Genomic DNA, 14,543 nt, shown 5'->3' on the forward strand with positions numbered 1-14,543 from the left:
CCCCTTCCATGTCCCGGACACTGCAACTGACCGAGCAGCTCATCAGCCTGCCCTCCGTCACCCCCGAAGATGCTGGCTGCCTTGAGCTGCTCGCCGATGCCCTGACACCCATGGGATTTACCTGCGAGCGGCTGGACAGCGGCCCTGCAGAATTCCGCGTACAAAACCTGTGGGCAAAGCGCGCTCCTGCGATTTCTCAGTCTACGCAAGGTGCTATCAATTCAGATAGGCCTGTGCTGGTCTTTGCCGGGCATACCGATGTGGTGCCACCGGGCCCGCTCAAGGAGTGGACCAGCCCGCCTTTCGTGCCCATGCACCGCGACGGCAAGCTCTACGGCCGTGGTGCCAGCGATATGAAGACCTCCATCGCCGCCTTTGTCGTGGCGCTGGAGGAGTTTCTGCAGACCACGCCCGAGCCCGCCTTCGACATCGCCCTGCTGCTGACCAGCGACGAGGAAGGCCCTTCGATCGACGGCACCAAGGTCGTGGTCGAAGAACTGCGCCAACGCGGCGAGCGCCTGGACTGGTGCATCGTGGGCGAGCCCACCTCGGTCAAGCAGACCGGCGACATGATCAAGAACGGCCGCCGCGGCACCATGAGCGGCAAGCTCACCGTCAACGGTGTGCAAGGTCATATCGCCTACCCGCAACTGGCACGCAACCCCATTCACGAGGCCTTGCCCGCACTCGCAGAACTCGCGGCCACGGTCTGGGACCGCGGCAATGCGTTCTTCCCGCCCACAAGCTGGCAGATCAGCAATATCCATGGCGGTACGGGCGCCAGCAACGTCATTCCCGGCCATGTGGTGATCGACTTCAATTTCCGTTTCTGCACCGAGTCCAGTTCCGACTCCCTGCAAAAGCGCGTGCATGAAATCCTGGACCGCCATGGCGTCGAATACTCGCTGGTCTGGACCGTGGGCGGACAGCCTTTTCTGACCACGCCGGGCACCCTGGTGCAGGCCGTGCAGGCCGCCATCAAGGATGAAACCGGACTGGATACCGAGCTATCCACCACCGGTGGCACCAGCGATGGCCGCTTCATCGCCCAGATCTGCCCTCAGGTCATCGAGATGGGCCCGCCCAATGCCAGCATCCACAAGATCGACGAACACATCGCCGTGGCCGATATCGAGCCACTGAAAAACATCTACCGCAAGACTCTGGAACAACTCCAGCGCCAGCAGACCGCATGAGCAACACCAGCATCCTCCTGATCTCGGGCAACACCGTTGCCGAACTGATTGCCAGCGGCGCTCAGGCGCTCACAGCTGCCGGCGTGGCTTTTGGCCATGGCACGGCCACGGCCGAAGACGAAGCGGCCTGGCTGGTGCTCTGGAAGCTGGGCCTGCCCCTGGACAGCGAGCTCATTCCTGGCGCTCCAGAATCTGTCGCTAATCAACCTGTACCCCTTGATATACAAGCGCAGACAGCTACACTTTTTGATGAGCGTATCCGCAGCCGCAAGCCCGCAGCCTATCTGACGAATGAAGCCTGGCTGGTAGGAGTGCCCTTCTATATCGACGAACGCTCCATCGTGCCGCGCAGCTTCATCGCCGAACTGCTGGCCGATGGCAGCATCGACGGCTGGCTGTCCGACAAGACCGTGCAGGTGCTCGACCTATGCACCGGCAACGGCTCTCTGGCCTGCCTGGCCGCCATGGCCTATCCCGAAGTCCGGGTGACCGGTGCCGATATCTCGACCGATGCCCTGGCCGTCGCCCGCATCAATGTGGACAAGCACGGGCTGCAGGATCGCGTGACGCTGCTGGAAAGCAACGGCATGAGCCAGGTGCCCGGCCCCTGGGATCTGGTACTTTGCAACCCGCCCTATGTGAACTCGGACAGCATGGGCAAGCTGCCTGCCGAGTACCAGGCCGAGCCCGAGCTGGCCCTGGCCGGCGGCGCAGACGGCATGGACTTCATCCGCCAGCTGCTTCAGGACTTGCCTGCACGCCTGAACAAGGACGCCGTGGTGGTGCTGGAGATCGGCAATGAAAAGCCGTACTTCGAGGCCGCCTTCCCAGATCTGCCCGTGTTCTGGCTGGACACCAGCTCGGGTGACGAGCAGGTGCTGCTGATTACCGAAGAGGCACTGCGCCACTGGTCCGAGGGCAATACCGCAGCCTTGCAGCTGTAAGTTCTTTATCCCGCATCCAAGGTGCAGGCTGTTCAAAGCCCTGTGCCTTTTTCTTTATGCAGGTCTTTGAACAAGCGCTCAAGCCCGTTTGACTGCACCCAGATAGCGAAAACCGCCGCCCGCAACCTGCAGACCATCGCGCCTGGCTGCAAAGAGCCGGGCATTGAGTTGCGCTGGCCCCAGAGCCTCTTCCACCTCGAAGCCCGCCGCGCCCAGCAGACTGGAGCCGGCCGGGCTTGTTTGCAGCTACAAAACTCAGTACGACATCATGCGGGTCGCCAGCTTGGAGATGGGTGTGCGCACCATGCCCTCCACGCGTGCTGGCAGCAGCATGGGCTTGAGCAGCATGCGCACGGCCAGGTCGGCAGGCAGGCGACGGCTGACCAACTCGTAAATGCGCTGAGCCATGTCTTCGAAGCGCGTACTACTATCGGCGAAATAAGGGCTCTTGTGCGCCCAGACATGACGCAGCGCGATATCCGAATCGCTCTCTCGCAACTCCTTGAGGCGGCCGTACAGTGCCTTGGCAATGCGCGTGCGGCCCACAGGCGACTGCTGCTGCAGCTCCTTGAAGTACTTGAGGAAATGCTTGAAGTGGTTGACCTCGTCGTTGCGGATATTGCCCAGCAACTCGCTCAGAACCGGCTCGTCGCTGAGTTCGCGCAAGGTGTGGTAATAGGCCGTGGTGCCGGTTTCCACCACGCAGCGCGCCACCATTTCCAGGCGCGGGTCGGGGTAGAGCTCCTCCATGGTGCACAGCTGCGAATATTCGGCGAAAAAGCTGTCGTAGGCTTGCTGCCAGGGAAACTCCGGCCACACGGCTTCCACATAGGCCCTTAGCGCGCGTCCATGCTGCAATTCTTCGGACTCCCATTGATCCTTGAGCCAGACCGCGATCTCGGGCCAGGCAGCGTAATGCTCGGCCAGGTTGGCCGCGTAGGTATCCGAGCCGGTTTCGATGAACGAGGCGCTCATCAGCAAGAAGAACAGGTCCTGGTTGTGCTCTATGGCACTGCGATCGATGGCAGAGAAGTCAATGTCTTCAATGCGCCAGTGGGCAGAGCCGCTTCTGCTCGGGATGGTTGAATGTGAAGAGAGGGAGAGGTTTTGCTGCATCAGTTGTAGGACCGACATACTTGATCTGTCGGACTTCAGACTTAGAGATATGCCATCTTGTCGACATTTGGCCACTGCGCCATGTCAGATTACACCGACATTACAGGAGACTAACAATTCTTCAAACAGCCTTCTACAGGCTTTCACACCGGCCTTCAAGCTAATATTTTGAGTTGCAACCATGGATCTTCGCGGGCTTCGCTATTTCATCGCCGTGCTGGAGACCGGATCGACATTGTCTGCGAGGCGTGGAGTCTGCAACCAGGCCAACCTCCGGTGATCGAAAACCGCCCCCGTGCGGGCGACAACATCGGTGCGCGCCAGGTCGCCCACTCTGCCGCAAACGGCTACACGCGGCTGTAATGCGGTGCTGAACCAGCCCAAGGTGCGCCAGGCGTTGGAGATGCCAGGCGTTGGAGATGGATGGCAGCAAGGTGCAGATTCTGGACTCCGCCGCCTACACCCGTGCCTTCGAGCAGGAGCTGAAATTCACCGAAACCATGATGCGGCGCATAGGTCTTCAGACTGTCTGAAGTCGTGCACACAGCGGGCATTACCGGGCGCCGCTGCCGCCCGCTCATTCCCTCATGCTCCTGAGCCTGCGGGCATTCGCGGATAATCAGCCCCAGTCATGATCAGTCTCAAGAACATCACGCTGCGCCGCGGCACCAAAGTCCTGCTCGACCAAGTCAGCACCACCATCAACCCGGGAGAGTCCGTCGGCCTTGTCGGCCGCAACGGGGCCGGCAAGTCCAGCCTGTTCGCCCTGCTCAATGGCAGCATCAGCGAAGACGGCGGTGATTTCTTCATCCCTCCCCAGTGGCGCATGGCACAGGTGGCCCAGCACATGCCGGAAACCGATGAATCCGCGACCCGCTTCGTCCTCGATGGCGACACGCGCCTGGCCGAGCTGAATGCCCAGTTGGCTGCCGCCGAAGCTTCCGGCGATGGTATGGAGATTGCCCAGGCCTATGTGGATCTCGCCGATGCCGGTGCACATGATGCTGAATCGCGCGCACAAGCCCTGATTCTAGGTCTGGGCTTCAAGGTCTCCGAGCTGGATCATCCCGTCAACAGCTTCTCGGGCGGCTGGCGCATGCGCCTGCAGCTGGCCCGTGCACTGATGGCTCCCAGCGATCTGCTGCTTCTGGACGAGCCCACCAACCACTTGGACCTGGATGCCCTGGTCTGGCTGGAGGCCTGGCTCAAGCGCTATAGCGGCACGATGATCGTCATCAGCCATGACCGCGAGTTCCTGGACGCCATCACCAACGTCACACTGCAGATTCAGGGCGGACAGATCAACCGCTACGGCGGCAATTACTCGCGCTTTGAAGAACTGCGTGCCCAGCAGCTGGAGCTGCAAGCGGCCAGCTTTGCCAAGCAGCAGGAAAAAATGGCTCACCTGCAGAAGTTCATTGACCGTTTCAAGGCCAAGGCCAGCAAGGCCAAGCAGGCCCAAAGCCGGGTCAAGCAGCTGGAGCGCATGGAAAAGATCGGGCCGGTCCTGGCCGAAGCCGAGTTCACCTTCGAATTCAAGGAACCTGCCAACCTGCCCAACCCGATGCTGGCGATTTCCGACGCAGCCTTTGGCTACGAGGACGAGGACGGCAACCAGACCACCATTCTGCGCGGCGTCAACCGCTCGGTGCTGGCAGGCCAGCGCATCGGCATTCTGGGAGCCAACGGCCAGGGCAAATCGACCCTGGTCAAGACCATTGCGCGCGAAATGAAGGTGCTGGCCGGTACCGTCACCGAAGGCAAGGGCCTCAATATCGGCTACTTTGCCCAGCAGGAGCTGGACGTGCTGCGCCCCAGCGAGAACCCGCTGGAGCACATGATCCGGCTGGCCAAGGAACTCGGCGCTGCCGCACCCGCCGCCAGCCGTGAACAGGACTTGCGCAACTGGCTGGGCACGTTCAACTTCAGCGGCGACATGGTCAAACAGTCTGTGGGCAGCATGAGCGGCGGTGAAAAAGCCCGTCTGGTGCTGGCCATGATCGTCTGGCAACGCCCCAATCTGCTGCTGCTGGACGAACCAACCAACCACCTGGACCTGGCAACCCGCGAAGCGCTGGCCATGGCACTCAACGACTTTGACGGCACCGTGATGCTGGTCTCCCACGACCGTCACCTGCTGCGCGCCGTATGTGAAGACTTCTGGATGGTGGGCCGCGGCGTTGTCGGCCCCTTCGATGGCGACCTGGACGACTACCAGCGCTATCTGCTCGAAGAGTCCAAGCGCCTGCGTGAAGAAGCACGCAATGCCGAACAGCAGGCCGCCAGCACTCCAAAGGTGCAAGCTCCGGAAGAAATCAAGACAAATCTGCCTGAAGCCCTTGAACAAAAAGCGCCAGATGCTCCTAAAATGGAAGCATTCAGCGACACCATAGCCGACCCCAAGGAGGCTCGACGCCTGGCTGCTGCGGCACGTCAGCAACTGGCCGAAAAGACCAAGCCTTTCAAGAAAGAGCTGGAACAGATCGACAAGACGCTGCCCAAGCTCAATGCCCAGCGCGGCGCGCTGGAAGAAAAGCTGGCCACGCCTGGCCTGTCCGGCGGCGATATCGTGGAAGCGGGCAAGCAGCTGAGTGCCGTCAACGCTGAAATCGATCAACTGGAAGAGCGCTGGCTGGAGCTTTCGGAGCAGATCGAAGCCCTGGCCACCGAAACCTGCTAAGCCTAGAAAAAGCCCTGCCATTGACCAGCTTTGGCAGGGCGCTATTCATTTTGAACATGCATGCCGGCTGCTGAAAACATCAGCAAACGCGCGTTGCATTTTCTTGCGCTGTTGATTCAGCTTCTTGTCAACCTGCAGTTCAGTCCAGACGTTGAAACACTCAAAGGAGTGAACTGCAATGACCACCACTGTTACCGACACCGCCAAAGCCCAGCCCGCACGGGCCGCAGCAGCTATGTCTCTGATGGCTTGGCCCTGGGACGAACGTGATCGCAAGCGTGTCCCCGCATTTGCAGCCTGATTATCACTGGATAAAAGAACAGGTAAAAATTTCCAAAAAGCTGTCAACGAGCTGAATCCGTCAGACGTTAAACAGACATACAGGAGAGATTCCAATGCAAACCACGAACATCATGTCCATCTGGCCCGAAGACGAGCGCGATCGCAAGCGCTAAGCGCTCGCCGCGCAACACTGTGCAGACCAAAGCGCAGTGTGTTGTAGCCAGGTGCCCGGGCAGTCGGCACTGATAGGCCAAAGAAGCATCAGCCTTACTGCCCTGCGCTCAACCAGCCGCTTTGCGAAGCGGCACAGAAACTCAAGACCCGCATGAATGATCTCTGCGGGTTTTGTCATTTGGGCATCGTCCCGCTCTTTGCCCACAGGCTTGCAGGGAAAAGCAGCACCGACATGAAAAAAGGAGCCTAAGCTCCTTTTTGCCGAATGCCTGAAAAGGCTTAGTGCATATGCAGGCCGCCGTTGACCGCAAAGTCCGCACCTGTGGAATAGCTGCCCTCTTCCGAAGCCAGCCAGGAGATGATGGAGGCGATCTCCGCAGGCTCGCCCAGACGCTTGACGGGTACGCCCGCCACAATCTTTTCGAGCACATCGGGACGAATTGCCTTGACCATATCGGTGCCGATGTAACCGGGGCTGACGGTATTCACGGTCACACCCTTGGCAGCCAGCTCTTGAGCCAGCGCCATGGTGAAGCCATGCATGCCGGCCTTGGCGGCCGAGTAGTTGGTCTGTCCGGCCTGGCCCTTGGCGCCGTTGACCGAGCTGATGTTGATGATTCGGCCCCAGCCCTTTTCCACCATGTCTGCCACCACCTGCTTGGTGACGTTGAACATGGAGTTGAGGTTGGTTTCGATGACAGACTTCCAGTCATCCGGCGTCATCTTGACGAACATTCGGTCGCGAGTGATGCCCGCGTTGTTCACCAGCACATCAATGTTGCCGTGCTCTGCCTTGGTCTGGTTGAAGGCTTCAACGGTGGATTCCCAATCCCCCACATTGCCAACCGAGGCATAAAACGTGTAACCCAATTGCGCCTGCTCGTCCAGCCACTTGCGGTAGTCGCGCGATGGTCCGCAACCCGCGATCACCTTGAAGCCATCCTTATGCAAACGCTGGCAGATTGCGGTACCGATACCGCCCATGCCCCCCGTGACGTACGCTACTTTCTGACCCATTCATCTCTCCTGTCAATCAATGGTTATTTCACGATCACACTATCAACGATAAACATTCTTAGGTTTTGCTTATCGTTCTGAACGCCACACACCTTGCACGCTGGCCATGCCAGTATGCAATCGAGTAGGTCCGAATGAACCCGCTTTCGCCGTGGTTTACCTCGTGATCTTCCCTAGGGTCGATGGGAGGCTGGCATCAGCGGGCTTCCCAGACTGCGCCGGTCTTCAGGAGCACCGGAGCAGTCTGCAATCCTGAAGCCTCAGCAGGCTTCCACAGCCATAGCAACACCCATGCCACCGCCGATGCACAGGCCGGCCAGGCCCTTCTTGGCACCGCTGCGCTGCATTTCATGCAGCAGCGTCACCAGAATGCGGCAGCCAGATGCACCAATGGGGTGACCGATGGCGATGGCACCGCCGTTGACGTTGACCTTGGCGGCATCGATGCCCAGATCCTGGTTCACCGCACAGGCCTGTGCGGCAAAGGCTTCGTTGAGTTCGAACAGATCCACATCGGCAGCCTTCCAGCCCGCGCGATCCAGGGCCTTGCGCGTGGCGTAGACAGGACCCAGACCCATGACTTCGGGGGCCAGGCCGCTGGTGGCGTAAGAGACGATCTTGGCCAGTGGCTTGAGACCCAGCGCCTTGGCCTTGGCCGCCGTCATCACCACCACGGCAGCGGCGCCATCGTTCAGACCCGAGGCATTGCCGGCGGTGACCGAACCCGCCTTGTCGAAAGCGGGCTTGAGGGTGGCCAGAACATCGGCATTGGTCTTGCGGTTGACGTATTCGTCACTGTCGAACACGATGGGGTCACCCTTGCGCTGGGGAATGCTCACGGGAACGATTTCGTCCTTGAACTTGCCCGCATCCTGCGCGGCCGCAGCCTTTTGCTGGCTGGCCAGCGCCAGCGCATCCTGCTGCGCGCGGCTGACGTTCTTTTCCTTGGCCACGTTCTCGGCAGTGATGCCCATGTGGTATTGGTTGTAGACATCCCACAGACCGTCCACGATCATGGTGTCCACCATCTTCCAGTCACCCATGCGCTGGCCGTCGCGCGAATTGGGCACGGCATGGGGCGACAGGCTCATGTTTTCCTGGCCTCCGGCAACCACGATTTCGCTGTCTCCCGTTGCCACGGCCTGAGCTGCCAGCATCACGGCCTTAAGGCCGGAGCCGCAGACGGCATTGATCGTCAGCGCAGGTGTCTCCTTGGCAATGCCGGCTGCCATCATGGCCTGACGCGCAGGATTCTGCCCGGCCGCCGCCGTCAACACCTGACCCATGATGACTTCACCGACCTGATCCTTGCCCACCTTGGCACGAGCCAGAGCCTCGGAAATCACGGTCGCACCCAGCTGGGTTGCAGGAATCTTGGCCAGAGAGCCGCCGAACTTGCCGACCGCCGTACGCACGGCGGAAACGATAACGATGTCTTCCATTGCTGACGAACCTTTCTAGGTTTCTTACAAGTGATGCATGCGTGCGGGTTGCATCCTGTTCATCGTGCCACCCGCCGCTTCCTATCACGGTGCGAGCCTTGGTTGCTGCACCGCAATATGGAACTGATTGTGCCTCAGGCCTCGCTCAGGCTTTTGACAGAACGTAGCGACCCGGAGCATCTTCGATGGCTTCATAGGCACGTGCACGACCATAGCTCTTGGGAGCCGCGAGCTGCTTGCCTGCATGGCTGCCCAGCCAGGCACTCCAGTCCGTCCACCAACTGCCCGGATACTCCGTGGCCTCGGCCAGCCAATCGTTGAACGCCTCAGGAAATTCGCCATCCTCGCGCAGCCAGTGGCTGCGCTTGTTCTTGGCCGGCGGGTTGATGACGCCGGCGATATGGCCGGAGGCCCCCATCACGAAACGACGCTCACCGCCCAGTACCTGCGACGAGGCATAGGCCGCCGCGACAGGAACAATGTGATCCTCGCGCGAGCCGTAGATATAGACCGGCATCTTGAGCTGGCTCATGTCGATCTTCTCGCCGCACACGGTCAGCACGCCGGGCTTGATCAGATTGTTCTCGAGGTAGAGATTGCGCAGATACCAGGCGTAGAACGGGCCGGGCAGATTGGTGGAGTCGCTGTTCCAGTAAAGCAGATCGAATGGCGGCGGCGTCTCGCCCTTGAGGTAGTTGCCCACCACATAGTTCCAGACCAGATCGTTCGGGCGCAGAAAGCTGAAGGTGGATGCCATGTCCTGGCCCTTCATCAGCCCGCCCTTGCCCATTTGCATCTCGCGCAGGCGCACCATGTTTTCATCGATGAAGATGTCCAGAATGCCTGTGTCGCGAAAGTCGATCAATGTGGTCAGCAGTGTCATGCTGGCGACGGGAAAAACATGGGCCTCCACCTTGGCCGCAGCAGTCTTGTTGCCTGTCTTTGCAGCCGCAGCGCGGCTGCTGCGGGCCTTGGCAGCTTGCGGCTGTCCATGCTCACGGGCATGGCGTGCAGCCAGCACTGCCATGGCAGTGGAAAGCATGGTGCCGCCCACGCAGAAACCCAGCACATTGATCTGCGGCGCCTCGCAGATATCCTGAACCGTGCTCACAGCCTTGAGCACGCCATCTTCAATGTAGTCATCCCAGCTCTTGTGCGCCTGGCTTTCATCGGGATTGCGCCAGCTGACCACAAAGGTGCGATGCCCCTGACTGACGGCATAGCGAATGACGGAGTTGTCCGGCTGCAAGTCCAGAATGTAGAACTTGTTGATACAGGGTGGCACCATCAGAAAAGGCTTCTCGAACACCTTGGCAGTCAGCGGCTTGTATTCGATGAGCTGGAACAGCTCGTTCTCGAAAACCACTGCGCCTTCGGTGGTCGCCACGTTCTTGCCCACGGTGAACAGGCTTTCGTCGGTCATGGAGACATGACCCTGGCGCATGTCCGCCAGCAGATTGGCAATGCCCTGAGCCAGGCTCTCGCCCTTGGTTTCAACAACCTTGTTGAGCGCATCGGCGTTCAGCGCCAGAAAATTGCTGGGGGCCATGGCCGCCACCCATTGCTCGACCGCAAAACGCACGCGATTGCGCGTTTTCTCATCGCCCTGCACCGCTTCGGCCATACCGGTCAGCATGCGACTGCCCAGCAGGTAATTGGCTGCGGCCATCGATGCAACGGGATTGGCACTCCATTCGGGCTTGGCGAAGCGCTTGTCCTTGGCCAGCAGGGCCTGAATCTGTTTGCCATCTGCCAACGACTGCACCGACTGCAGGTATTCCTGCTGCAGCCCCTGCAGTTTGGCCGCATCGAACTGCACCGCCTGAGCCGAACCCGTTGCCATCTGGGGCATGGCCGATTGCATGGCATCCATGATTCCAGCCCAAGGGTTGGGTGCAGCCCCCAGACCTGGCACGGCACTGAGCCCCATGGGAGCACCGGACTGCATCTGCTGAAGCGTCTGGAGGCTCTTGCTCCACTGCTCCTGCCAGAATTGTTGAATGGATTGGCCAGCCTGGCCCCAGCTCGGGTCAAAATTCATGCTTACATCCTAGTCAAGGCAAGCGACCGACGATCTCAGGGTCTGGGGACGCTTGCGGAATCTGCAATACGGCTCACACGGCGGCATTGTCACCTATGTGCCAGGCAGTTCCGACAAGAAGCGGCCTCATTTTGTCGTTGTGAAGCTGTTTTGACACAAAGCAACCCGGAGCCAGCATGCTTTCTGGCTCATTACAGAAACACCATGTACCTCATTGCCATCGCCTGGATGTACGTTGTCGTGATGATGACGATCGCCGAGGCCGCCAGCCCCGGCGGCACCCTGCTGGGTGCATTTTTCACCTTTGTGCTCTATGGTCTGCTGCCACTTTCCATCGTGCTCTACATACTGGGCACGCCGGCCAGGAAGCGCCGTCTCAAGGCCCGGCAGGAACAGGAAGCGCTAGCTGCAGAACACGCGCCCCCCAGCCCAGGCTCAGGCGTCGCGCCAGATACTGGCAGCCAGCCGCCCGCTGCCGCCCAGACGGGCGGCGTCGCGCCGGTGCGAGAAGAAACGTGATGCATTGCTGACCGTGCACCAGGGCAGACTGCCATCGTTGCCGAAGATCGCAGCAATGCCCAATGCAGCAAGCCGCTGGCGTGCCAGCTGCGCCAGATCGGCCAGATATTTGGTGCTGCTGCCCGGTACCGGCACAAAGTGTCGTGCCGCCTCGGCGTCATGCGCCACGAAGATATCGCGCACTTCGCCCCCCACTTCGAAAGACTCGGAACCTATGCATGGGCCTAGCCAGGCCTGGGTGCGGGCGGCAATCCGGAACGGCTCCGTATCGGCCGCTGAAAGCGATGGCTGCGCCTGCACTTTCCGGGAAAAAGACTCGAAAAGCATCTCCAGCACACCGCCCGGCAACGGCCCCTCAGACTGCTGTCTGCCGGGAGGCATGCCGGCCAGGCCACGCCAGCCCGCATGGGCCGCGCCCACGACCAGCCCCGAATCATGGGCCAGCAACACGGGCAGACAGTCCGCCACCATGACGGTGCAGACCACGCCTGCATCATCGGTCACACAGGCATCGAAGGCCGCACCATTGGACTCGGCCACATTGCCTGCGTCCAGCGTCAGCACATCCACGCCATGCACCTGCTGCAAGAACGCCGTGCAGGCACCGGGGGTACGGGTCTGCAGCACCGCGTTGAACAGTTCACGGTTGCGGCGCACGTGAGCGGGGTTGTCGCTCACGTGGTCGCCCAGGTTCATACTGCCCCAGGGTGCCTGACTGACGCCGCCCTCGCGCGAGGTGCAGATGGCATGCACGCCGGGCAGAGCCGGCCAGTCAGGGACCAACCAGGAGTCGGGCCAGAGGTCCGGAGGGCCCGGCCTATAGGTCTTGCTCATGGCGCCCTCTTCACTCCGCATCCGGACAGGCCGAAGGGTGAGCCTGCTGGAAAGCCGGCAGCGCATTGCAGCGCTCCGCCACGCCCATCAGACGCGGAAGTCCGTCCAGATTCACATTGAAGCGCTGGGCATTGAAGATCTGCGGAATCAGACAGCATTCGGCCAGGGTCGGCGCATCGCCCCAGCATAACTCCGAGGGCGGCAAACCATCAGCCATGCGTTCGGCATCCAGCAGCGCCAGTTGACGCTCGAAAGCTTCCAGGCCGGAGCGCACCCAGTGCGCATACCAGCCCGTCTTGGCTTCATCGCTTGCACCCATTTCATGCACCAGATACTTGAGCACGCGCAGATTGTTGAGCGGATGGATCTCACAAGCCACCATCTGCGCCAATGCGCGCACATGGGCACGGCCCAGTGCATCTCTGGGCAGCAATGGTGTTTCAGCATGCGTCTCATCGAGATATTCGATGATGGCCATGGACTGCGTGAGCCAGTGCCCCTCGTCCGTCACCAGTGCAGGCACCAGCGTGTCGCCCACATGGGAGGCATAGGCCGCAGCCTTTTGTTCGCCGCGCACCAGATGCACGGGCACAGAGTCATAGGACAGCCCCTTGAGTTGCAGCGCAATGCGCACACGATAAGAGGCGGAAGAACGGAAATAGGTATGCAGCTTCATGATGCGAGCAGCATAGCGCGAGCCGCACGGACTGGCATTTTCCCTAGGGCCGGAATACGTAAAAGCCGTCATCTGCCACGCCGTCTCCGGGCCTGCATCGTGGCACACTGCTTGCCACATCAACCATTGCTGATTTCAGCGCGTGTTCCTGCCGAGGACTTCATGAGTTACGTGTTCAATCCCCCTGCCGTTGCCAGCCTGCCTGTTGTGGGCCGCGGCGAGCGCTTTCCCATTCACCGCATCTACTGCGTGGGCCGCAACTATGAGGATCACGCCAAGGAAATGGGCTTTACCGGCCGCGAGCCGCCGTTCTTCTTCATGAAGCCTGCGGACGCGACCGTGGCAGTGGAAGCCGCCAGCACCACCACCGTGGCCTATCCCACGCTCACCCAGAATCTGCACCATGAGATCGAGCTGGTCGTTGCCATCGGCAAGGCAGGCAAGAACATCAAGGCAGCCGATGCACTGCAGTACATCTACGGCTATGCCGTGGGTCTGGACATGACACGTCGCGACCTGCAGAACGACATGAAGAAGCAAGGCCGCCCCTGGTGTATCGGCAAGGCTTTCGAGCAATCAGCCCCCATAGGCCCCATCACGCCGGTCGATCAGGCAGGAGACATCGTCAACGCCGAGATTTCGCTGCAGGTCAATGGTGACTATCGCCAGCGCAGCCACATCCACAAGCTGATCTGGAATATCGCCGAAACCATTGAGCATCTCTCCAGCGCCTGGGAACTGCAGCCCGGCGACCTGATCATGACCGGCACCCCCGAGGGCGTGGCCGCCGTGGTCAAGGGCGATGTGCTGGAAGGCGCAGTCACCGGACTTGAATCCATCAAGATCCAGATCGCCTAAGAATCCCTGGCGCACAGGCCGTTGGCGCCGGCCAGGTACTCGGGGAGTCACACCGCAAGGTGCGACTCCCTTTTTCATAGCTGTTTGCGCATGTTGTACACGCGCTAGCGGCCTGATTTGCTTATAGTTGCGGAATGATTTTTCGCAGCCCCATCAAGTTCTGTCGCAATTGCGGCGCCGCAGTCACCTACCGCGTTCCTGACGATGGGGATACGCGCGAGCGTGCCGTTTGTCCGGCCTGCCACACCATCCACTATGAAAACCCGCTCAATGTGGTCGGCACCCTGCCCGTGATGGACGACGGGCGCGTGCTGCTGTGCAAGCGCAATATCGAGCCGCGCCGCGGCAAATGGACGCTACCTGCAGGCTTCATGGAGCTGGCAGAAACCACCAGCCGCGGAGCCCAGCGCGAAACCGACGAGGAAGCCGGAGCCGACATCGAGCTGGGCAGGCTGTTCAGTCTCATCAACGTGCCCCAGGTAGGACAGGTCCATCTCTTCTATCTGGCCCGCCTCAGAAGCACACAGTTCTACCCCGGCCCCGAGACCATGGAGGCCCAGTTGTTCGCCGAGGCAGACATTCCCTGGGAAGAAATCGCGTTTCGCACCGTCAAGCTCACCCTGGAGCGCTTCTTTGCCGACCGCAGGGCCGGCGTGCTGGAGCAGCCGCAGGTGCACTGCATAGACCTGCTCTGAATCTGCCAGATTGGTTACCCACTTTCTCACAGAAAACACCGCTCTGTCTTGGGGGGACAGAGGAAGTTG

Annotated in this window: 13 protein-coding genes; 6 read left to right on the forward strand and 7 right to left on the reverse strand. The window is 60.6% G+C overall.

Annotation, left to right across the window (positions count from 1 at the left end):
• The first annotated feature begins 8 nt into the window (after positions 1-8).
• Both dapE and prmB read left to right on the forward strand, forming a co-directional pair.
• Positions 9-1,196, forward strand: coding sequence for a succinyl-diaminopimelate desuccinylase (gene dapE, locus CTR2_RS13955; RefSeq protein WP_087083283.1), 1,188 nt, complete (start codon positions 9-11; stop codon positions 1,194-1,196).
• Positions 1,193-2,140 carry a 50S ribosomal protein L3 N(5)-glutamine methyltransferase gene (gene prmB, locus CTR2_RS13960; protein WP_087083282.1) on the forward strand — a complete coding sequence of 316 codons (948 nt, stop codon included), beginning with the start codon at positions 1,193-1,195 and terminating at the stop codon, positions 2,138-2,140. Before dapE ends, prmB begins: the two co-directional genes overlap by 4 nt.
• 255 nt (positions 2,141-2,395) lie before the next feature.
• On the opposite strand, the gene CTR2_RS13965 is transcribed toward prmB, so the two are convergent.
• Positions 2,396-3,256: a ferritin-like domain-containing protein gene (locus tag CTR2_RS13965; protein WP_087083280.1), complete on the reverse strand. Its 861-nt coding sequence runs from the start codon at positions 3,254-3,256 to the stop codon at positions 2,396-2,398.
• A gap of 631 nt (positions 3,257-3,887) precedes the next feature.
• Here CTR2_RS13965 and CTR2_RS13975 point away from each other — a divergent pair.
• Positions 3,888-5,936, forward strand: coding sequence for an ABC-F family ATP-binding cassette domain-containing protein (locus CTR2_RS13975; protein ID WP_087083279.1), 2,049 nt, complete (start codon positions 3,888-3,890; stop codon positions 5,934-5,936).
• A 45-nt stretch (positions 5,937-5,981) separates the two neighbouring features.
• Here CTR2_RS13975 and CTR2_RS13980 read toward each other — a convergent pair whose 3' ends face one another.
• The 4 genes from CTR2_RS13980 to CTR2_RS13995 form a co-directional block, all read right to left on the reverse strand.
• On the reverse strand, positions 5,982-6,284 hold the full coding sequence (locus CTR2_RS13980; RefSeq protein WP_176391643.1) for a hypothetical protein: 303 nt from the start codon (positions 6,282-6,284) through the stop codon (positions 5,982-5,984).
• 387 nt (positions 6,285-6,671) lie between these two features.
• Complete coding sequence (gene phbB / locus CTR2_RS13985) at positions 6,672-7,409, reverse strand: acetoacetyl-CoA reductase (RefSeq protein WP_003064980.1); 738 nt, start codon at positions 7,407-7,409, stop codon at positions 6,672-6,674.
• A 260-nt stretch (positions 7,410-7,669) separates the two neighbouring features.
• Positions 7,670-8,851 carry an acetyl-CoA C-acetyltransferase gene (locus CTR2_RS13990; RefSeq protein WP_063661254.1) on the reverse strand — a complete coding sequence of 394 codons (1,182 nt, stop codon included), beginning with the start codon at positions 8,849-8,851 and terminating at the stop codon, positions 7,670-7,672.
• Positions 8,852-8,996: 145 nt separating this feature from the next.
• Positions 8,997-10,892, reverse strand: a complete 1,896-nt coding sequence (locus CTR2_RS13995; RefSeq protein ID WP_087083277.1) for a PHA/PHB synthase family protein — start codon at positions 10,890-10,892, stop codon at positions 8,997-8,999.
• 204 nt (positions 10,893-11,096) lie between these two features.
• Between CTR2_RS13995 and CTR2_RS14000 the strand changes: the two genes are divergently transcribed.
• Entirely contained in the window at positions 11,097-11,411 is a 315-nt protein-coding gene (locus CTR2_RS14000; RefSeq protein ID WP_087083275.1) for a hypothetical protein, read from the forward strand.
• On the opposite strand, the gene CTR2_RS14005 is transcribed toward CTR2_RS14000, so the two are convergent.
• Positions 11,328-12,245 (reverse strand): purine nucleoside phosphorylase YfiH/LACC1 family protein, encoded by a 918-nt coding sequence (locus CTR2_RS14005; RefSeq protein WP_087084591.1) that lies wholly within the window; start codon positions 12,243-12,245, stop codon positions 11,328-11,330. The genes CTR2_RS14000 and CTR2_RS14005 overlap by 84 nt on opposite strands.
• 10 nt (positions 12,246-12,255) lie before the next feature.
• Positions 12,256-12,921 carry a maleylacetoacetate isomerase gene (gene maiA, locus CTR2_RS14010; RefSeq protein ID WP_087084590.1) on the reverse strand — a complete coding sequence of 222 codons (666 nt, stop codon included), beginning with the start codon at positions 12,919-12,921 and terminating at the stop codon, positions 12,256-12,258.
• Between the two features lie 162 nt (positions 12,922-13,083).
• On the opposite strand from maiA, the gene CTR2_RS14015 reads away from it, so the two are divergent.
• Both CTR2_RS14015 and CTR2_RS14020 read left to right on the forward strand, forming a co-directional pair.
• The gene (locus CTR2_RS14015) at positions 13,084-13,779 is read left to right on the forward strand and encodes a fumarylacetoacetate hydrolase family protein (protein ID WP_087084589.1); all 696 of its coding nucleotides are present in this window, start codon (positions 13,084-13,086) and stop codon (positions 13,777-13,779) included.
• A 134-nt stretch (positions 13,780-13,913) separates the two neighbouring features.
• The gene (locus CTR2_RS14020; RefSeq protein WP_087083273.1) at positions 13,914-14,474 is read left to right on the forward strand and encodes an NUDIX hydrolase; all 561 of its coding nucleotides are present in this window, start codon (positions 13,914-13,916) and stop codon (positions 14,472-14,474) included.
• The last annotated feature ends 69 nt before the right edge of the window (positions 14,475-14,543 follow it).

The organism is Comamonas thiooxydans (assembly GCF_002157685.2).
GTDB classification, from domain to species: domain Bacteria; phylum Pseudomonadota; class Gammaproteobacteria; order Burkholderiales; family Burkholderiaceae_C; genus Comamonas; species Comamonas testosteroni_H.